At 59.1% G+C, this 18,365-nt stretch carries 18 protein-coding genes; 16 read left to right on the top strand and 2 right to left on the bottom strand.

What is annotated here, in order from left to right:
• The first annotated feature begins 13 nt into the window (after positions 1–13).
• The 6 genes from nuoI to nuoN all read left to right on the top strand — a co-directional run bounded on the left by nuoI (position 14) and on the right by nuoN (position 6,328).
• Complete coding sequence (gene nuoI / locus ACW9E7_RS13575; RefSeq protein ID WP_003861491.1) at positions 14–556, top strand: NADH-quinone oxidoreductase subunit NuoI; 543 nt, start codon at positions 14–16, stop codon at positions 554–556.
• Between the two features lie 10 nt (positions 557–566).
• Positions 567–1,121 (top strand): NADH-quinone oxidoreductase subunit J, encoded by a 555-nt coding sequence (gene nuoJ, locus ACW9E7_RS13570; RefSeq protein WP_008500212.1) that lies wholly within the window; start codon positions 567–569, stop codon positions 1,119–1,121.
• On the top strand, positions 1,118–1,420 hold the full coding sequence (gene nuoK, locus ACW9E7_RS13565) for an NADH-quinone oxidoreductase subunit NuoK (RefSeq protein WP_003861496.1): 303 nt from the start codon (positions 1,118–1,120) through the stop codon (positions 1,418–1,420). Before nuoJ ends, nuoK begins: the two co-directional genes overlap by 4 nt.
• On the top strand, positions 1,417–3,258 hold the full coding sequence (gene nuoL, locus ACW9E7_RS13560; RefSeq protein ID WP_333017316.1) for an NADH-quinone oxidoreductase subunit L: 1,842 nt from the start codon (positions 1,417–1,419) through the stop codon (positions 3,256–3,258). Before nuoK ends, nuoL begins: the two co-directional genes overlap by 4 nt.
• Before the next feature lie 76 nt (positions 3,259–3,334).
• Complete coding sequence (gene nuoM / locus ACW9E7_RS13555; RefSeq protein WP_023312532.1) at positions 3,335–4,864, top strand: NADH-quinone oxidoreductase subunit M; 1,530 nt, start codon at positions 3,335–3,337, stop codon at positions 4,862–4,864.
• A gap of 6 nt (positions 4,865–4,870) precedes the next feature.
• Positions 4,871–6,328 carry an NADH-quinone oxidoreductase subunit NuoN gene (gene nuoN, locus ACW9E7_RS13550; RefSeq protein ID WP_023312531.1) on the top strand — a complete coding sequence of 486 codons (1,458 nt, stop codon included), beginning with the start codon at positions 4,871–4,873 and terminating at the stop codon, positions 6,326–6,328.
• Between the two features lie 91 nt (positions 6,329–6,419).
• Here nuoN and ACW9E7_RS13545 read toward each other — a convergent pair whose 3' ends face one another.
• Both ACW9E7_RS13545 and rbn read right to left on the bottom strand, forming a co-directional pair.
• Positions 6,420–7,424, bottom strand: a complete 1,005-nt coding sequence (locus ACW9E7_RS13545) for a chemotaxis protein (RefSeq protein ID WP_023312530.1) — start codon at positions 7,422–7,424, stop codon at positions 6,420–6,422.
• A 64-nt stretch (positions 7,425–7,488) separates the two neighbouring features.
• Entirely contained in the window at positions 7,489–8,406 is a 918-nt protein-coding gene (rbn, locus tag ACW9E7_RS13540) for a ribonuclease BN (protein WP_458727923.1), read from the bottom strand.
• Positions 8,407–8,477: 71 nt separating this feature from the next.
• On the opposite strand from rbn, the gene ACW9E7_RS13535 reads away from it, so the two are divergent.
• From ACW9E7_RS13535 to ACW9E7_RS13490, 10 genes are all read left to right on the top strand, one after another.
• Entirely contained in the window at positions 8,478–8,939 is a 462-nt protein-coding gene (locus ACW9E7_RS13535) for a GNAT family N-acetyltransferase (RefSeq protein WP_458727922.1), read from the top strand.
• Between the two features lie 53 nt (positions 8,940–8,992).
• Positions 8,993–9,298 carry a stress response protein ElaB gene (gene elaB, locus ACW9E7_RS13530; protein ID WP_008500219.1) on the top strand — a complete coding sequence of 102 codons (306 nt, stop codon included), beginning with the start codon at positions 8,993–8,995 and terminating at the stop codon, positions 9,296–9,298.
• Positions 9,299–9,384: 86 nt separating this feature from the next.
• Positions 9,385–10,680 carry an isochorismate synthase MenF gene (gene menF / locus ACW9E7_RS13525; RefSeq protein WP_458727921.1) on the top strand — a complete coding sequence of 432 codons (1,296 nt, stop codon included), beginning with the start codon at positions 9,385–9,387 and terminating at the stop codon, positions 10,678–10,680.
• A gap of 88 nt (positions 10,681–10,768) precedes the next feature.
• Entirely contained in the window at positions 10,769–12,439 is a 1,671-nt protein-coding gene (gene menD, locus ACW9E7_RS13520) for a 2-succinyl-5-enolpyruvyl-6-hydroxy-3-cyclohexene-1-carboxylic-acid synthase (RefSeq protein WP_458727920.1), read from the top strand.
• A complete protein-coding gene (gene menH, locus ACW9E7_RS13515; protein ID WP_458727919.1) occupies positions 12,436–13,212 on the top strand; it encodes a 2-succinyl-6-hydroxy-2,4-cyclohexadiene-1-carboxylate synthase in 777 nt (258 codons plus the stop codon). Before menD ends, menH begins: the two co-directional genes overlap by 4 nt.
• Entirely contained in the window at positions 13,209–14,066 is an 858-nt protein-coding gene (gene menB, locus ACW9E7_RS13510; RefSeq protein ID WP_045402731.1) for a 1,4-dihydroxy-2-naphthoyl-CoA synthase, read from the top strand. Before menH ends, menB begins: the two co-directional genes overlap by 4 nt.
• The gene (gene menC / locus ACW9E7_RS13505; protein ID WP_458727918.1) at positions 14,066–15,031 is read left to right on the top strand and encodes an o-succinylbenzoate synthase; all 966 of its coding nucleotides are present in this window, start codon (positions 14,066–14,068) and stop codon (positions 15,029–15,031) included. Before menB ends, menC begins: the two co-directional genes overlap by 1 nt.
• Positions 15,028–16,389, top strand: a complete 1,362-nt coding sequence (gene menE / locus ACW9E7_RS13500; RefSeq protein ID WP_458727917.1) for an o-succinylbenzoate--CoA ligase — start codon at positions 15,028–15,030, stop codon at positions 16,387–16,389. The genes menC and menE overlap by 4 nt, the downstream gene beginning before the upstream one ends.
• A gap of 124 nt (positions 16,390–16,513) precedes the next feature.
• Positions 16,514–17,053, top strand: a complete 540-nt coding sequence (locus ACW9E7_RS13495; protein ID WP_115875883.1) for a YfaZ family outer membrane protein — start codon at positions 16,514–16,516, stop codon at positions 17,051–17,053.
• Between the two features lie 93 nt (positions 17,054–17,146).
• Complete coding sequence (locus ACW9E7_RS13490) at positions 17,147–18,346, top strand: nicotinamide mononucleotide deamidase-related protein YfaY (protein WP_458727916.1); 1,200 nt, start codon at positions 17,147–17,149, stop codon at positions 18,344–18,346.
• Positions 18,347–18,365: the final 19 nt, after the last annotated feature.

Here is an 18,365-nt window from a genome sequence, read left to right as displayed (position 1 = left end):
GGGGCTATAGACCATGACCTTAAAAGAATTACTGGTAGGCTTTGGTACCCAGGTACGCAGTATCTGGATGATCGGCCTGCACGCGTTTGCCAAACGCGAAACCCGGATGTACCCGGAAGAGCCGGTATATCTGCCGCCGCGCTACCGTGGCCGTATCGTGCTGACGCGCGACCCGGACGGTTCCGAGCGCTGCGTTGCCTGTAACCTGTGTGCGGTAGCGTGTCCGGTAGGCTGTATCTCTCTGCAGAAAGCAGAGACGGTAGACGGCCGCTGGTACCCTGAGTTCTTCCGCATCAACTTCTCACGCTGCATTTTCTGCGGTCTGTGTGAAGAAGCGTGCCCAACCACGGCGATTCAGCTGACTCCAGACTTCGAGCTGGGTGAGTACAAGCGTCAGGACCTGGTGTACGAGAAAGAGGATCTGCTGATTTCCGGTCCGGGCAAATACCCGGAATATAACTTCTACCGGATGGCGGGTATGGCAATCGACGGCAAAGATAAGGGTGAAGCAGAGAACGAAGCTAAGCCTATCGACGTCAAGAGCCTGTTACCGTAAGGAGAGGGCAATGGAATTCGCTTTTTATATCTGTGGCCTTATCGCCATCCTGGCTACGCTGCGAGTGATCACGCACACCAACCCGGTGCATGCGCTGCTGTACTTAATCATCTCGCTGCTGGCCATTTCCGGGGTGTTCTTCGCATTGGGCGCGCACTTCGCCGGTGCGCTGGAAATCATCGTCTACGCCGGGGCCATCATGGTGCTCTTCGTGTTCGTGGTGATGATGCTGAACCTGGGCGGCTCTGAAATTGAGCAGGAACGTCAGTGGTTAAAACCGCAGGTGTGGATCGGCCCGGCAATTTTGTCGGCCATCATGCTGGTGGTGATCGTGTACGCCATTCTGGGTGTTAACGATCAGGGCATCGACGGCACGCCGATTGGCGCGAAAGAGGTAGGTATCACGCTCTTTGGCCCATACGTTCTGGCGGTTGAACTGGCCTCAATGCTGCTGCTGGCAGGTCTGGTTGTGGCTTTCCACGTTGGCCGCGAAGAGCGTGCTGGCGAGGTGCTGAGCAACCGCACTGACGACCGCGCGAAAAGAAAAACGGAGGAGCGCGCATGATCCCCTTAACACATGGACTGATCCTCGCTGCGATTTTATTCGTTCTGGGTCTGACCGGTCTGGTTATCCGCCGCAATCTGCTGTTTATGCTGATCGGGCTGGAAATCATGATTAACGCCTCCGCGCTGGCCTTCGTGGTCGCCGGAAGCTACTGGGGCCAGACCGATGGTCAGGTGATGTACATTCTCGCCATCAGCCTCGCGGCTGCCGAAGCGAGTATTGGCCTGGCGCTGTTGCTGCAGCTCCATCGTCGCCGCCAGAATCTGAACATCGATTCAGTAAGTGAGTTGCGTGGATGAACATGCTTGCCTTAACCATTATTTTTCCGCTGATTGGCTTCGTGCTGCTGGCGTTTTCTCGCGGCCGCTGGTCTGAGAATCTGTCTGCGACCGTCGGCATGGGCTCTGTTGGCCTGGCCGCGCTGGTGACAGCGTATGCGGGTATCGACTTCTTTAACAACGGGCGTCAGCCTTTCAGCGTACCGCTGTGGACCTGGATGTCGGTCGGTGATTTCAACATCGGCTTCAACCTGGTGCTGGACGGCCTCTCGCTGACCATGCTCTCCGTGGTCACTGGCGTCGGCTTCCTGATCCACATGTTCGCCTCCTGGTATATGCGCGGTGAAGAGGGGTACTCCCGCTTCTTCGCCTACACCAACCTGTTTATCGCCAGCATGGTGGTTCTGGTGCTGGCCGATAACCTGCTGCTGATGTATCTGGGCTGGGAAGGCGTAGGTCTGTGTTCTTACCTGCTGATCGGTTTCTACTATACCGATCCGAAGAATGGCGCAGCGGCCATGAAAGCATTCGTCGTGACCCGCGTGGGTGACGTCTTCCTCGCTTTCGCGCTGTTCATTCTTTACAACGAACTGGGCACGCTGAACTTCCGCGAAATGGTGGAACTAGCGCCGGCGCACTTCGCGGCAGGCAACAACATGCTGTGGTGGGCAACGCTGATGCTGCTGGGTGGTGCCGTGGGTAAATCCGCGCAGCTGCCGTTGCAGACGTGGCTGGCCGACGCGATGGCGGGTCCAACCCCTGTCTCCGCGCTGATCCACGCTGCGACCATGGTAACCGCCGGTGTTTACCTGATTGCGCGTACCCATGGCCTGTTCCTGATGACCCCGGAAATTCTGCATCTGGTGGGTATCGTCGGTGCGGTCACGCTGGTGCTGGCAGGCTTTGCCGCGCTGGTGCAGACCGACATCAAACGCGTTCTCGCGTATTCCACCATGAGCCAGATTGGTTACATGTTCCTGGCGCTGGGCGTTCAGGCGTGGGACGCGGCCATTTTCCACCTGATGACGCACGCGTTCTTTAAAGCGCTGCTGTTCCTCTCATCCGGTTCCGTGATTCTGGCCTGCCACCACGAGCAGAACATCTTCAAAATGGGCGGACTGCGTAAGTCCATTCCGCTGGTTTATGTCTGCTTCCTGGTGGGCGGCGCGGCGCTGGCGGCACTGCCGCTGATCACCGCGGGCTTCTTCAGTAAGGACGAAATCCTTGCGGGTGCCATGGCGAATGGTCATATCAATCTGATGGTTGCGGGTCTGGTCGGCGCGTTCATGACCTCCCTGTATACCTTCCGTATGATTTTCATCGTATTCCACGGTAAAGAACAAATTCACGCTCACGCAGGGAAGGGGATTACCCATCACCTGCCGCTGATTGTGCTGCTGGTACTGTCCACCTTCGTTGGCGCGATGATTGTGCCACCGCTGCAGGGCGTATTGCCAGACACCACCGAGCTTGAGCACGGTCGCGTTCTGACGCTTGAAATCACCTCCGGTGTGGTCGCTATCGCGGGCATCCTGATCGCTGCATGGCTGTGGCTGGGCAAACGTACGCTGGTCACTGCCGTGGCCAACAGCGCGCCGGGCCGTCTGCTGGGCACCTGGTGGTACAACGCGTGGGGCTTCGACTGGCTGTACGACATGATCTTCGTTAAGTCGTTCTTGGGCATCGCGTGGCTGCTGAAGCGCGACCCGCTGAACAGCCTGATGAACATCCCGGCGATCCTTTCACGCTTTGCAGGTAAAGGCCTGCTGTACAGCGAGAACGGTTACCTGCGCTGGTATGTGGCGTCCATGAGCATCGGTGCGGTTGTCGTGCTTGCGCTGCTGATGGTGTTGCGTTGATCGTTAAGTGAATTTTATTCGAATTCGTTGAAAATCAGGCCCCTGCTGGGGGCCTTAAAAAGGAATGTAAATCGCCATGTTACTACCCTGGCTAATATTAATTCCCTTCATCGGCGGCTTCCTGTGCTGGCAGACTGAACGCTTTGGCGTGAAGATGCCGCGCTGGATTGCGCTGATCACCATGGGATTGACGCTCGCGCTTGGCCTGCAACTGTGGTTGCAGGGCGGTTACTCACTGACCCAGTCTGCGGGCATTCCGCAGTGGCAGTCTGAGTTCATCCTGCCGTGGATCCCGCGTTTCGGCATTACGATCCACCTGGCGATTGACGGTCTCTCACTGCTGATGGTGGTGCTGACCGGTCTGCTCGGCGTTCTGGCGGTACTCTGCTCCTGGCGAGAAATCGAAAAATACCAGGGCTTCTTCCACCTGAACCTGATGTGGATCCTGGGCGGCGTAATCGGCGTGTTCCTTGCCATCGACATGTTCCTGTTCTTCTTCTTCTGGGAGATGATGCTGGTGCCGATGTACTTCCTGATCGCGCTGTGGGGCCACAAGGCGTCCGACGGTAAAACGCGTATCACGGCGGCAACCAAGTTCTTCATCTATACCCAGGCGAGTGGTCTGGTGATGTTGATTGCCATTCTGGCGCTGGTGTTTGTTCACCACAACGCGACCGGCACCTGGACCTTCAACTACGAAGACCTGCTGAAGACCCCAATGTCGCACGGTGTGGAATATCTGCTGATGCTGGGCTTCTTCATCGCGTTCGCAGTGAAAATGCCGGTCGTTCCGCTGCACGGCTGGCTGCCAGACGCGCACTCTCAGGCACCAACGGCGGGTTCCGTCGACCTGGCGGGCATCTTGCTGAAAACGGCGGCCTACGGTCTGCTGCGTTTCGCTCTGCCGCTGTTCCCGAACGCCTCCGCAGAGTTCGCACCGATTGCCATGTGGCTGGGTGTGATCGGTATCTTCTACGGTGCCTGGATGGCCTTCACGCAGTACGACATCAAGCGCCTGATTGCCTACACCTCCGTTTCCCACATGGGCTTCGTGCTGATTGCTATCTACACCGGCAGCCAGCTGGCGTACCAGGGCGCGGTGATCCAGATGATTGCGCACGGTCTGTCTGCAGCCGGCCTCTTCATCCTGTGCGGTCAGCTGTACGAACGTCTGCATACCCGCGATATGCGTATGATGGGCGGTCTGTGGAGCAAAATTAAGTGGCTGCCAGCGCTGTCCATGTTCTTCGCGGTGGCTACCCTGGGGATGCCGGGTACCGGTAACTTCGTCGGCGAATTTATGATTCTGTTCGGCAGCTTCAAAGTGGTACCGGTGATTACCGTGATCTCCACGTTTGGTCTGGTGTTCGCTTCCGTATACTCGCTGGCGATGCTGCATCGCGCTTACTTCGGTAAAGCGAAGAGCGAAATTGCTGCACAAGAACTGCCGGGGATGTCGCTGCGTGAGCTGTTCATCATCCTGCTGCTGGTCGTACTGCTGGTGCTGCTGGGCTTCTTCCCGCAGCCGATTCTGGATACCTCGCACAGCGCGATGGGTAACATCCAGCAGTGGTTTGTTAATTCTGCTTCTACTACAAGGCCGTAATTCGCCATGACAATAACTCCACAACAACTGATCGCGCTGCTACCGCTGCTGATCGTCGGATTGACGGTGGTGGTTGTGATGCTCTCCATTGCGTGGCGACGCAATCACTTCCTGAATGCCACGCTGTCGGTCATCGGCCTGAACGCCGCGTTAGTCTCTCTCTGGTTTGTTGGCCAGGGGGGTGCGATGGACGTCACCCCGCTGATGCGCGTTGACGGTTACGCCATGCTGTATACCGGACTGGTGCTGCTGGCAAGCCTGGCAACCTGTACCTTTGCGTATCCGTGGCTCGAAGGCTACAACGACAATAAAGAAGAGTTTTACCTGCTGGTTCTGATTGCCGCGCTGGGCGGCATTCTGCTGGCGAATGCGAACCACCTGGCCGCGCTGTTCCTCGGCATTGAGCTGATATCTCTGCCGCTGTTCGGCCTGATTGGTTACGCCTTCCGTCAGAAGCGCTCCCTGGAAGCAAGCATCAAGTACACTATTCTGTCTGCTGCTGCATCCTCGTTCCTGCTGTTTGGTATTGCGCTGCTGTACGCACAGTCCGGTAATCTCTCCTTCATGGCGCTCGGCAAGAGCCTAGGCGACGGCATGCTGCATGAGCCGCTGCTGCTGGCGGGTCTGGGCATGATGATTGTTGGCCTCGGCTTCAAACTCTCTCTGGTGCCGTTCCACCTGTGGACGCCAGACGTATACCAGGGCGCTCCGGCTCCGGTGTCGACCTTCCTGGCGACGGCGAGCAAAATCGCTATCTTCGGTGTGGTCATGCGTCTGTTCCTGTACGCGCCGGTAGGTGACAGCGAAGCGGTTCGCGTGGTGCTGGGCATTATCGCGTTCGTCTCCATCATCTTCGGTAACCTGATGGCGCTGAGCCAGACCAACATCAAGCGTCTGCTGGGCTACTCGTCTATCTCTCATCTGGGCTACCTGATGGTGGCGCTGATTGCGCTGCAGAGCGGCGAGATGTCGATGGAAACCGTGGGCGTGTATCTGGCCGGTTACCTGTTCAGCAGTCTCGGCGCCTTCGGCGTGGTGAGCCTGATGTCCAGCCCGTACCGTGGTCCGGATGCCGATTCACTGTTCTCCTACCGTGGTCTGTTCTGGCACCGTCCGATCCTGTCTGCGGTGATGACCGTGATGATGCTCTCTCTGGCAGGTATCCCGATGACGCTTGGCTTTATCGGTAAATTCTACGTGCTGGCCGTCGGTGTGCAGGCGCACCTGTGGTGGCTGACCGCGGGCGTGGTGATCGGTTCCGCGATTGGTCTCTACTACTACCTGCGCGTGGCCGTGAGCCTGTACCTTAGCGCGCCTCAGCAGCTCAACCGTGATGCCCCAACCAACTGGCAGTACAGCGCCGGTGGTATCGTAGTGCTTATCTCGGCGCTGCTGGTGCTGATCTTCGGTATCTATCCGCAGCCGCTGATTGATATCGTGCAGCGAGCGATGCCGCTGATGTAAAACAAAAAACCCGCCTCGGCGGGTTTTTTTATGGTTTTCGCCCTCTCCCTGTGGGAGAGGGACGGGGTGAGGGCACCAGCCCGCACCAGACTTAAGCCAGCTGCTTCCTGCTTATAAGCGGCCCGTCAATCTTCTTCATCGAGCGGTCCAGCACTTCCTCAATCACCGACGACAGCTCGTTTAGCTCAAACTTCGCCACATACCCGTCCGCTTTCACCTTACGAATATGATCTTCGTTGGCGTTGCCGGAAAGGGAAGAGTGGATCACCACCGGAATGTCCTTTAATACCGGGTCGGTTTTGATTTTGCGCGTCAGCGTAAAGCCGTCCATCTCCGGCATTTCAAGATCGGTCAGCACAAGCGCGATCTTATCGGTGATGGGAACTCCCTCAGCCTGCGCCTGAGCGGCCAGTACGCCAATTTTCTCCCACGCATCTTTGCCGGTGATATGCAGCTGCGCGGGGATCTCCATCGCCTGCAGACCTTTCTCCAGCATCGAGCGCGCCACCTTGGAATCTTCCGCAACGATGGCGACAGCGCCCGGCTTAATATGGAATTTGGTGGTCTTCAGATTCGTGGCGTGCAGATCGTGATTGGCCGGAGTGATGTCGTACAGGATCTGCTCAACGTCCAGCACCATCGCCAGATCGTTGGTATCCGTTTTCTCATCCAGGCAGGCGATGCTGGTGATGTAGCGACCGCTGACGGCGGTTTCCGCCGCGTGCACCTGCTTCCAGTCCAGACGCATGATGTTCTCAACCGACTCCACGGCAAACGCCTGCACGCTGCGCGCGTATTCGGTGATCAGCAGGATATTCAGCCCGGTGGTGGGCTTACAGCCCGCCACGGCGGCCAGGTCGATCACCGGGATCACCTGATCGCGAATATTCACCATTCCCATCAGCGGTGATTTCATCCCGGCAGGTTTCGTGAACTCCGGCATCGGCACAATTTCACGCAGTTTAAAGACGTTAATGCCAAACAGCTCGGATTTATTTTCGTTAAGAGAAGTGCCAAGACGAAACAGCAACAGTTCAAAACGGTTCGACAGGGTCAGATTCGCCCTGTCATCAATATCTTTCTGGAAATTATCCATTCTACCCTCGAGAGAAATGCTGACCTTTTAATCGTTATCGGCATCCTGAGGGAAAAATGAAGGACTAAACGCTGACCTGAGCGAAATCTTCGGCCAGTTCACATTCCGGGAACAGCGCGCGGCACTCTGCAAGCAGATTTGCACACCCTCGCGCGTCGTAGCGCGAGCTGACATGGGTGATGATGAGCCTCCCGACGCCCGCATCACGGGCAAGCTGCGCCGCCTGACGCGTAGAGCTATGGCCCCGGCCGTTGGCTTTTTCTTCCATCGCTGTTTCAAGCGTTGCTTCATGCACCATCACATCCACGCCCAGGGCAAGCTGAAGCGCTGCCGGGCACGGGGCCGTGTCGCCAAATATCGCCAGCTTTTTGCCGGGCTGCGGTGCGGCGAGATAATCCTGGCCGTTGATGACGCGCCCGTCCTCCAGCGTGACGGTCTCACCGTGCTTCAGGCGCTGGAACAGCGGCCCGGGTTTGACGCCATCGGCCATCAGCGCGGCGGCGTCCAGCGCGCCGGGTTTGTCATGCGCTTCAATGCGGTATCCATAGCACTCGACAGGGTGATTGAGCGGCTGAGCGCTCACCTTATATTCGCCGTCATCGAAAACCAGGCCTTCGCTAATTTCAACGACCTCCAGCGGATAATCCGTCCATGACCCGCTAAGGCGCAGCGTGGTTTCAACAAATTCACGAATACCCGCAGGCCCGTAAATCGTCAGCGAGTTGGCGTTACCGGCCATCGAGCGGCTGCACAGCAGGCCGGGAAGGCCAAACAGATGGTCACCATGCAGATGGGTGATAAAAATTTTATCCAGCTTGCCGGGGTGATAAGCGGTGTGTAACAGCTGATGCTGCGTCCCTTCACCACAGTCAAATAGCCACAGCCCGCCGCGGGTGGGATGTTTAAGATCCAGAAGGATCGCCGTCACGTTCCGTGAGCGGGTTGGCACGCCAGCGGACGTACCCAGAAAAATCAGTTCCATAACGCAATCAGCCCTTTGCCGAACGGGGAGGGGTTTAGTATAACGTGATGAACCCCAGGAAGGAGACTGACATGACCCAGTGGCAAGATTTACACCATAGTGACCTCACCGTTCATTCACTTTACGCCCTGCTGAAACTGCGCTGCGAAGTTTTTGTGGTTGAACAGACCTGCCCGTATCAGGACATCGACGGCGACGATCTCGTTGGCGAGAACCGCCATATACTCGGCTGGCGGAATAACGAGCTGGTGGCGTATGCGAGGATTCTGAAAAGCGAAGACGATTTTGAGCCTGTCGTCATTGGCCGCGTCATCATCAGCGGTAAGGCGCGCGGCGAAAAGCTGGGCTATCAGCTGATGGAAAAAACGCTGGAGGCGTGCCGGAAACAGTGGCCTGACAAGGCGTTATACCTGGGCGCGCAGGCACACCTGCAGTCCTTCTACGGCCACTTTGGTTTCGTGCCGGTCACCGATGTGTACGATGAAGATGGCATTCCCCACGTCGGCATGGCGCGAGAAGCGAAGCAGGCGTAATAGCGAGTCGTTGGCTATAGTTAGCGGACTGGTGTACTAACATGGAGAAAAATATGTCATTTCAATCCTGGGATACCCGTATCGACGACGACCTGGCTTTACTGAGCGAAACGCTGGAAGAGGTGTTACGTTCCTCGGGCGACCCTGCCGATCAGAAATATATTGAGCTAAAAGCCCGCGCCGAGCAGGCGCTACATGAAGTGAAAAACCGCGTCAGCCATGCGTCTGATACCTACTACTACCGTGCCAAAAAAGCGGTGTACCGTGCCGATGATTACGTGCATGAAAAACCGTGGCAGGGTATTGGCGTGGGGGCTGCCGTGGGGCTGGTGCTGGGGCTGCTGTTAGCCCGTCGTTAAGCCGCTTAACCACTCCCTATACGTGGGTACTGCTATTTATCGTCAGTACCCCGTATAATACGAGGTTTTAACAGGGAGAGGTTCGCGTGAATTCGATTTTCCTCGCGCTGGAGCAATTGCGTACCCAGCTTTCGCAAGCGTTACCCGCAACACCCGGCTTACGTCATTTCGACGTCTCTTTCCCGTTAAACGACGCCTTCGACCCTCTCGCCTGGCTTGGGGCTCAGCAGTGCTATCCGCAGTTTTACTGGCAACAGCGTAACGGCGATGAAGAGCTGGCTGCGCTGGGGGCGGTTACCCAATTTTCCTCTCTGGCGTTAGCCACGCAGTTTTTGCGCGAGCAAAACGCGGCACAAGATACCCGTATCTGCGGCCTGAACGCTTTTAATCCGGAGCAGGGGAGCCTCTTTTTACCGCGGCTGCTCTGGCGACGTACCGCCGGCAACGCCACGCTGCGCCTGCAGCTGTGGAGCAATTATTCTCTTCAGGAAGATGCCCGCGCCGCGCTGGATTTTTTACAGCAGCTCCGTCCTGCAAGGCCTATCCGCCCGCTATCCGTTCAGGTAGAGCACGAAACCCATCTGCCGCAGCAGGCCGAATGGCTGACGCTTATCCGCAGGGCGACAGAGACCATTGCGTGGGGTGAATTTGAAAAAGTGGTTCTCGCCCGGGCAACCGATATTCGTTTTACACAGCGCGTAAACCCCGTCGCGCTGATGGCAGCCAGCCGGGCCCTGAATTTACATTGCTACCATTTCTGCATGATTTTCGACGCCAGCAACGCGTTTCTCGGCTCGACCCCCGAGCGTCTCTGGCGGCGGCGCGGCACGCTTCTGCGTACGGAAGCGCTGGCGGGCACCGTCGCCAGCCATAGCGATGATAGCCAGGCGCAGCGTCTCGGCGAGTGGCTGCTGAACGATGATAAAAACCAGCGTGAAAATATGCTGGTCGTGGAAGATATTTGCCAGCGTCTTCAGCACTCTACGCAGACGCTCGAGGTACTGCCCCCCCAGGTGGTACGCCTGCGTAAAGTGCAGCATTTGCGCCGCTGTATCTGGACCGAGCTTAAACAGGCTGATGACGAGCAGTGTCTGCTCATGTTGCAGCCGACCGCGGCCGTTGCCGGATTACCCCGACAGCCTGCGCGCGAGTTTATTCAGAAGGTTGAACCCTTTAACCGCGAATGGTACGCCGGTTCGGCCGGGTATTTATCCCCCGAGCAGAGTGAGTTCTGCGTGGCGCTGCGCTCCGCGCGCGTTCAGGAGGACTCCCTGCGGCTCTACGCCGGCGCCGGTATCGTCAGCGGGTCTGACCCGGAGCAGGAGTGGCAGGAGATTGAAAACAAAGCCGCCGGATTGCGCTCTCTGCTCCTAAGGGATTAATACAGATTCGCGCAATCCCGATTCATATCAAAATTCCAATTTTTTCTATTATTTATACTGTGTCGCATTCTTGATACCGGACAATCTCATGTCAGTAAGTTCTTTTAACCGACGCTGGGCGGCGGTGATCCTTGAAGCCCTGACGCGCCATGGCGTCAGGCACGTGTGTATTGCACCGGGTTCTCGCTCAACGCCGCTGACGCTGGCGGCCGCCGAAAACCGGGCGTTAATTCACCACACCCACTTTGATGAGCGTGGCCTCGGGCATCTTGCGCTGGGTCTGGCGAAGGTCAGCAAAGAACCCGTGGCGGTGATTGTCACTTCCGGTACCGCCGTGGCGAACCTCTATCCGGCGCTGATTGAAGCCGGGTTAACCGGTGAAAAATTGATTTTACTGACGGCCGATCGTCCCCCTGAGCTTATCGACTGCGGCGCCAATCAGGCCATTCGCCAGCCGGGACTCTTTTCTTCGCATCCTTCGCAGACGATTTCGCTGCCCCGTCCCACCCAGGATATTCCGGCAAGCTGGCTGGTCTCCACCGTCGATCACGCCATGGAGACGTTGCGTAGCGGAGCGTTGCATATCAACTGCCCGTTTGCCGAGCCGCTGTACGGTGAGCTGGACGACACGGGTCTTGACTGGCAGCAGACCCTCGGCGACTGGTGGGAGAGTGAAAAACCGTGGCTGCGCGAGCAGACGCACCTTGAGAGCGCGAAACAGCGCGACTGGTTCTTCTGGCGGCAGAAGCGCGGCGTGGTTATCGCCGGGCGCATTAGCGCCTCTGAAGGCAAGCTGGTTGCCGAATGGGCGCAAACCCTGGGCTGGCCGCTGATAGGCGACGTGCTTTCCCAGACCGGTCAGCCGCTGCCGTGCGCCGATCTCTGGCTGGGTAATGCCAAAGCGGTCACCGAACTGGCGCAGGCGCAGATTGTGGTCCAGCTTGGATCGAGCTTGACCGGCAAACGGTTACTGCAGTGGCAGGCGACCTGCACACCCGACGAGTACTGGCTGGTGGACGCGCTGGAAGGGCGGCTTGACCCGGCGCACCACCGCGGTCGTCGTCTCGTCAGCTCTATCGACGCCTGGCTGGCGCTCCATCCCGCTGAAAAACTCAAGCCCTGGGCGGTGGCCATTCCGGACCTTTCGCGCCAGGCGTGGGAACTAACCAAAGCGCACTGTGAAGCGTTTAGCGAAGCCGGGCTGGCGCACCGTATTCGCCAGTACCTGCCCGAGCAGGGGCAGCTGTTTGTCGGCAACAGCCTGGTCGTGCGGCTGATTGACGCCTTTTCGCAGCTGCCCGCGGGCTACCCGGTGTACAGCAACCGTGGCGCCAGCGGCATCGACGGGCTGATCTCCACGGCGGCGGGCGTGCAGCGCGCCAGCGCGAAATCGACGCTGGCGATCGTGGGCGATCTCTCCGCGCTCTACGATCTCAACGCGCTGGCGCTGCTGCGTCAGGCGTCAGCCCCGTTTGTGCTGATTGTGGTCAACAACAACGGTGGGCAGATTTTCTCCCTGCTGCCTACGCCGCAGAGCGAGCGCGAGCGTTTCTATCTGATGCCGCAGAACGTGCAGTTCGAACACGCCGCGGCGATGTTTAGCCTGAAATACCATCGCCCGGAAAGCTGGGAACAGCTGGACGCGGCGTTAAACAGCGCATGGAAACAGCCGGGCGCGACGCTGATTGAGCTTGTGGTGAACGATGCTGACGGTGCGCAGGCCCTGCAAAGCCTGCTGGCGCAGGTGAGCCAGCTGTGATCCTTTCGGGCGTGCTGCAGGCCGGAAAACCAGGCTATCCCTGGCTGGTCTTTTTGCACGGTTTTTCGGGTGACTGTCGCGAGTGGCAGAGGGTCGGTGAAGGACTTAGCGATTATCCCAGGCTATATCTGGATCTGCCGGGGCACGGTGGATCCCGGAATCTGGGTGTGAAGGGGTTTGACGAGATGAGCGCGTTGCTCACCCGAACCCTGCTTAGTTACAACATACTTAAATTCTGGCTTGTCGGGTACTCCCTCGGCGGCCGCATTGCAATGTTCCATGCCTGCCAGCAGCCGAAGGGGCTGCAGGGCGTGGTGGTGGAGGGAGGGCATCCGGGCCTGCAGGATGACGATGCGCGAAATGCGCGGCTGGCATCCGACCGCCGCTGGGCAACGCGTTTTCGTACCGAACCGCTGGAGAAAGCGTTCGCTGACTGGTACCAACAGCCCGTTTTCGCCTCCCTTACGGACGCCCAGCGCGACGCGCTGATTACCCTGCGCAGCCAGAACAGCGGCGCGACGCTGGCGCTGATGCTCGAGGCAACGTCGCTGGCCGTGCAGCCCGACCTGCGTGCTGCCCTGAGCGCGCGCGATTTCTCTTTTGATTATCTCTATGGCGAACGTGATGAGAAGTTTGCGGCCCTGGCCGCTGAGCTGAAAGCCGTTCGCCATGCAATTCCCAACGCCGGACACAACGCCCACCGGGAAAATCCCGATGCGGTTACCGCAAGTCTGGCTCAGATACTGCGTCTTCGCATAAAGGACACTCTATGATCTACCCTGATGAAAACATGCTCTATGCACCGGTTGAATGGCAAGACTGCTCCGAAGGCTACACCGACATTCGTTACCACAAATCCACCGACGGCATTGCTAAAATCACCATTAACCGTCCGCAGGTGCGTAATGCCTTCCGTCCGCTGACCGTGAAAGAGATGATTCAGGCCCTGGCGGATGCGCGCTACGACGATAACATCGGCGTGATTGTCCTGACCGGCGAAGGCGATAAAGCGTTCTGCTCCGGCGGCGATCAGAAAGTGCGCGGTGACTACGGCGGATACCAGGACGATGCGGGTACGCATCACCTGAACGTCCTCGATTTCCAGCGTCAGATCCGCACCTGTCCAAAACCGGTGGTGGCGATGGTGGCGGGCTACTCCATCGGCGGCGGCCACGTGCTGCACATGATGTGTGACCTGACCATTGCCGCCGAGAACGCCATCTTCGGCCAGACGGGCCCGAAAGTGGGATCCTTCGATGGCGGCTGGGGGGCCTCCTACATGGCGCGCATCGTCGGTCAGAAAAAGGCCCGCGAAATCTGGTTCCTGTGCCGCCAGTACAACGCGCAGGAAGCGCTGGATATGGGCCTGGTGAACACCGTGGTGCCGCTTGCCGATCTCGAAAAAGAGACCGTGCGCTGGTGCCGTGAAATGCTGCAAAACAGCCCGATGGCGCTGCGCTGCCTGAAAGCGGCACTTAACGCCGACTGTGACGGTCAGGCTGGTCTGCAGGAGCTGGCGGGCAACGCCACCATGCTGTTCTACATGACCGAAGAGGGTCAGGAAGGGCGCAACGCGTTTAACGAAAAACGCCAGCCGGACTTCAGCAAATACAAACGGAACCCGTAATGCGTCGCGCGCAGGTTTACCGCTGGCAGATACCGATGGACGCGGGCGTGGTGCTGCGTGAACGGCGGTTAAAAACCCGTGACGGCTTCTTCGTGCATCTGCAGCAGGACGAGCGGGAAGGCTGGGGCGAGATTTCACCGCTGCCGGGCTTTAGCATGGAGTCGCTGGAAGACGCGCAGTCAGCATTGCTGGCGTGGGCAGACGCGTGGCGTGAGGGCACGAATCCGGCATTGCCGGATGTGCCTTCCGCGGCTTTTGGTATCAGCTGCGCGCTCGCGGAGCTGGACGGTAGCCTGCCGGAAGCTGGAAATTACCGCGCGGCACCGCTCTGCACGGGCGATCCGGACGAACTCTTCGCGCTGCTCTCCGCTATGCCGGGCGAGAAGGTCGCGAAAATCAAAGTTGGGCTCTATGAGGCGGTGCGCGACGGCATGGTCGCCAACCTGCTGCTGGAAGCGATCCCCGATCTTCATCTGCGTCTGGACGCCAACCGCGCCTGGACGCCGCTTAAGGCGCAGCAGTTTGCGAAGTACGTCAATCCGGCGTACCGCAGCCGCATTGCCTTCCTCGAAGAACCGTGCAAGACGCGCGATGATTCGCGTGCGTTTGCCCGCGAAACGGGGATTGCCATCGCCTGGGATGAAAGCCTGCGCGAGGCCGATTTTGAATTTGTCGCCGAATCCGGCGTCAGCGCGGTGGTGATTAAACCGACGCTGACCGGCAGCCTGGCGAAAGTGCGCGAGCAGGTCGCGGCGGCGCACGCCTTAGGGCTGACGGCGGTCATCAGCTCGTCGATTGAGTCCAGCCTTGGGCTAACCCAGCTGGCGCGCATTGCCGCCTGGTTAACGCCTGATACGGTCCCTGGTCTCGACACGCTGAACCTGATGCAGGCCCAGCTTCTCCGCCCGTGGCCGGACAGCGCGCTGCCCTGCCTCGACCTTACGGCGCTGGAGCCGCTGCAATGAGTTTTACCGACTGGCCGTGGCGGCACTGGTGTGCGCAGTTTGCCGATAAGCCGGCCCTGAGTCTTAACGACGAGACGCTTACCTGGCAACAGCTGCGCGCGCGCATTGACCGCCTTGCGGCGGGCTTTCACCGTCAGGGCGTGGAGGAGGGCGACGGCGTGCTGCTGCTGGCCCATAATCATCCGCACACCCTGCTGGCGTGGCTGGCGCTGCTCCAGTGCGGGGCGCGTATTCTTCCCGTGAATCCGCAGCTGCCGCGCCCGCTGCTGGACGTGCTGCTCCCGCAGATGACGCTGCGCTTTGCGCTGGTACTGGATGGCAGCTATGACGGTCTTCCTGCCCTGAGCATGCGCGAGACCGCCGATGCGTATTGCGCTGCGTGGCAACCGGCGCGGCTGGCGTCCATGACGCTGACCTCCGGCTCCACCGGGCTGCCGAAAGCGGCGGTCCATACCTGCGAGGCCCATCTTGCCAGCGCGCGCGGCGTTTTGTCGCTGATGCCCTACGGTGAAGACGACGACTGGCTGCTTTCGCTGCCGCTGTTTCACGTTTCCGGCCAGGGGATTTTATGGCGCTGGCTGCAGGCCGGCGCGCGGTTAACCGTGCGCGAGAAACAGCCGCTGGCGGAGTCGCTGTGCGGCTGTACCCACGCCTCGCTGGTGCCAACCCAGCTCTGGCGTCTGCTTAATGCACACCAGCATGTTGCACTGAAAGCGGTGCTGCTGGGCGGGGCGGCCATCCCTGTTGAATTGACCGAACAGGCGCGAGAACAGGATATACGCACCTTCTGCGGCTACGGCCTGACCGAGTTTGCCTCTACCGTCTGTGCGAAAGAGGCGGACGGCGAGCCGGACGTGGGCTATGCGCTGCCGGGCAGAGAGGTTCAGGTGGTCAACGGGGAAGTCTGGATCAGGGCGCAAAGCATGGCCTCAGGCTACTGGCGGGATGGCGAACTGATTCCGCTGACCAACGCGCAGGGATGGTTCGCCACACGCGATAGCGGCGAATGGCATAACGGACGTCTGACGATCCTGGGCCGCATGGACAACCTCTTTTTTAGCGGCGGAGAAGGGATCCAGCCGGAATCGCTGGAGCGCGTTATCGCCACGCACCCGCAGGTTAACCAGGTGTTTATTGTTCCGCTGGACGACGCCGAGTTTGGGCAGCGTCCGGTGGCGGTGGTGGAGTGTGAGCCGGGAACGGATATCACCTGTTTACCTGACTGGGTGAGGGATAAGGTGGCGCGTTTTGAGCAACCCGTCCGCTGGCTGCTGTTGCCGACCGAACTCAAAAATGGCGGTATTAAAGTCTCGCGCCGCGCGTTGCAGCAGTGGGTGAACGCATCGCTGAAGGGATAATAGCCGTTTCAAATAGTTACAATCTGATGACCTGCCGCACGCAGAGTGCTTGATCCCCGGGAGACTCCGGTTAAAATCTCGCGGTTTTGGGACTTCTTTATAATAATTGTGCGGGATCACGACAATGAAAAAAGCGGCATTACTGGGCTTCGGCCTGATGGTTGTATCTGCGGCGGCTAACGCCATCAGCATTAACGGCTCGGCGGGTCAGGATTATACCCACCTGGGCTTTGGCATGGGTACCGAGACATCCGGTCTGGCGATGACCGGCGGCTGGACGCATAATGATGACGACGGCGACGCGGCCAGCCTCGGCCTGGGTCTCAACGTTCCTCTTGGCCCGTTCCTGGCGACCGTCGGCGGTAAAGGTATCTATACCAACCCAAATGACGGTGACGAAGGGTACGCGGCTGCAGTGGGCGGCGGCCTGCAGTGGAAAATTGGCGACAGCTTCGGCCTGTTTGGTGAGTACTACTATTCGCCAGATTCCCTCTCAAGCGGTATCGAAAGCTATGAAGAGGCCAACGCCGGCGCGCGCTGGACCATCATGCGTCCGATTACCATCGAAGCGGGCTATCGTTATCTGAACCTGGCCGGTAAAGACGGCAACCGCGACAACGCGCTGGCCGACGGCCCGTACGTGGGCGTCAGCGCAGGCTTTTAATCACTCCGGCGCGGCATTCTGTCGCGCCAGTTTCTCTCTTATCCACCCCGCGTTTGCGTTATAGTGTTTTGACCAAATAAGCGGGAGAACATAATGATTAACGTGGAGATGTTATCCACCGGCGACGAAGTGCTGCATGGACAAATTATTGATACCAATGCAGCCTGGCTTGCCGATCTTTTCTTTGAGCAAGGATTACCGTTAACGCGCCGCAATACGGCGGGCGACAATCTTGAGTCACTGGTCTCTATTCTGCGTGAACGCAGTGAGCACTGTGACGTGCTGATTGTGAACGGTGGGCTCGGCCCTACCAGTGACGATCTCAGCGCGCTGGCCGCCGCGACCGCAAAAGGCGAAGGGCTTGTGCTGCACGAGGCGTGGCTTTCGCAGATGGAGCGCTTTTTCTCCGAACGTGGCCGCGTCATGGCCCCCAGCAATCGCAAACAGGCTGAAATTCCCGCCAGCGCCGAGCTGGTTGATAACCCGGTGGGTACCGCGTGCGGATTTGCCATGCAGCTGAACCGCTGCCTGATGTTCTTCACGCCGGGCGTGCCCTCAGAATTTAAAGTGATGGTCGAGCAGCAGATCCTGCCGCGCCTTCGCGATCGTTTTACCCTGCCGGAACCGCCGCTGTGTCTGCGTCTGACCACCTTTGGCCGCTCGGAAAGCGATCTGGCCCAAAGCCTCGATCACCTTCCGCTGCCGCCGGGCGTGTCCATGGGCTATCGCTCCTCCATGCCGATCATTGAACTTAAGCTGACAGGTCCGGCCGAGCAGAAAGAGGCGATGCTGGCGTTGTGGCCCGAGGTGCAGCGCGTGGCTGGCGAAAGCCTGATCTTTGAAGGTCCGGAAGGGTTGCCCGCGCTGATTGCGAAGCAGCTGCAGGCGCGTCAGCTCAGCGTGACCTTAAGCGAGCAGTTCACCGGTGGCCTGCTGGCACTTCAGCTGTCGCGCGTCAACGCGCCGCTGCTGGCCAGCGAAGTGGTGCCGTTCCAGCAGGAGACCCTGGCGCAGACCGCCCGCTGGGCGTCCGAGAGAAGGGTGAAGCATTTTGCCGGTCTGGCGCTGTTCGTCGGCGGGCTGGATGAAGAACACCTCAACTTCGCGCTGGCGACGCCCGAGGGCACCCACGCCCTGCGGGTAAAAATGAGCATTACCCGCCACAGCCTGGCGGTGCGTCAGGAGGTGTGCGCCATGATGGCGCTGAACATGCTGCGCCGATGGCTGAATGGCAAAGAGGTGGCCAGCGAGCACGGCTGGATTAACGTGGTTGAGTCGCTGTTCGTGGAGTAACGCCTGTGCCGGGGCCTTT

It is taken from the genome of Enterobacter sp. H2G27 (assembly GCF_054403075.1).
The sequence above is the reverse complement of the archived record's forward strand: the minus strand, read 5'-3'. Positions and strand labels throughout refer to the sequence as shown.

What these genes read in the sequence shown, in the direction of transcription:
- nuoK (WP_003861496.1), top strand. Translation starts at nt 1,118, where the DNA reads ATGATCCCCTTAACACATGGACTGATCCTCGCTGCGATTTTATTCGTT.
- nuoN (WP_023312531.1), top strand. Translation starts at nt 4,871, where the DNA reads ATGACAATAACTCCACAACAACTGATCGCGCTGCTACCGCTGCTGATC.
- nuoJ (WP_008500212.1), top strand. Translation starts at nt 567, where the DNA reads ATGGAATTCGCTTTTTATATCTGTGGCCTTATCGCCATCCTGGCTACG.
- ACW9E7_RS13545 (WP_023312530.1), bottom strand. Translation starts at nt 7,424, where the DNA reads ATGGATAATTTCCAGAAAGATATTGATGACAGGGCGAATCTGACCCTG.
- menE (WP_458727917.1), top strand. Translation starts at nt 15,028, where the DNA reads ATGAGTTTTACCGACTGGCCGTGGCGGCACTGGTGTGCGCAGTTTGCC.
- nuoL (WP_333017316.1), top strand. Translation starts at nt 1,417, where the DNA reads ATGAACATGCTTGCCTTAACCATTATTTTTCCGCTGATTGGCTTCGTG.
- menD (WP_458727920.1), top strand. Translation starts at nt 10,769, where the DNA reads ATGTCAGTAAGTTCTTTTAACCGACGCTGGGCGGCGGTGATCCTTGAA.
- menC (WP_458727918.1), top strand. Translation starts at nt 14,066, where the DNA reads ATGCGTCGCGCGCAGGTTTACCGCTGGCAGATACCGATGGACGCGGGC.
- ACW9E7_RS13490 (WP_458727916.1), top strand. Translation starts at nt 17,147, where the DNA reads ATGATTAACGTGGAGATGTTATCCACCGGCGACGAAGTGCTGCATGGA.
- ACW9E7_RS13495 (WP_115875883.1), top strand. Translation starts at nt 16,514, where the DNA reads ATGAAAAAAGCGGCATTACTGGGCTTCGGCCTGATGGTTGTATCTGCG.
- menB (WP_045402731.1), top strand. Translation starts at nt 13,209, where the DNA reads ATGATCTACCCTGATGAAAACATGCTCTATGCACCGGTTGAATGGCAA.
- nuoM (WP_023312532.1), top strand. Translation starts at nt 3,335, where the DNA reads ATGTTACTACCCTGGCTAATATTAATTCCCTTCATCGGCGGCTTCCTG.
- elaB (WP_008500219.1), top strand. Translation starts at nt 8,993, where the DNA reads ATGTCATTTCAATCCTGGGATACCCGTATCGACGACGACCTGGCTTTA.
- rbn (WP_458727923.1), bottom strand. Translation starts at nt 8,406, where the DNA reads ATGGAACTGATTTTTCTGGGTACGTCCGCTGGCGTGCCAACCCGCTCA.
- nuoI (WP_003861491.1), top strand. Translation starts at nt 14, where the DNA reads ATGACCTTAAAAGAATTACTGGTAGGCTTTGGTACCCAGGTACGCAGT.
- ACW9E7_RS13535 (WP_458727922.1), top strand. Translation starts at nt 8,478, where the DNA reads ATGACCCAGTGGCAAGATTTACACCATAGTGACCTCACCGTTCATTCA.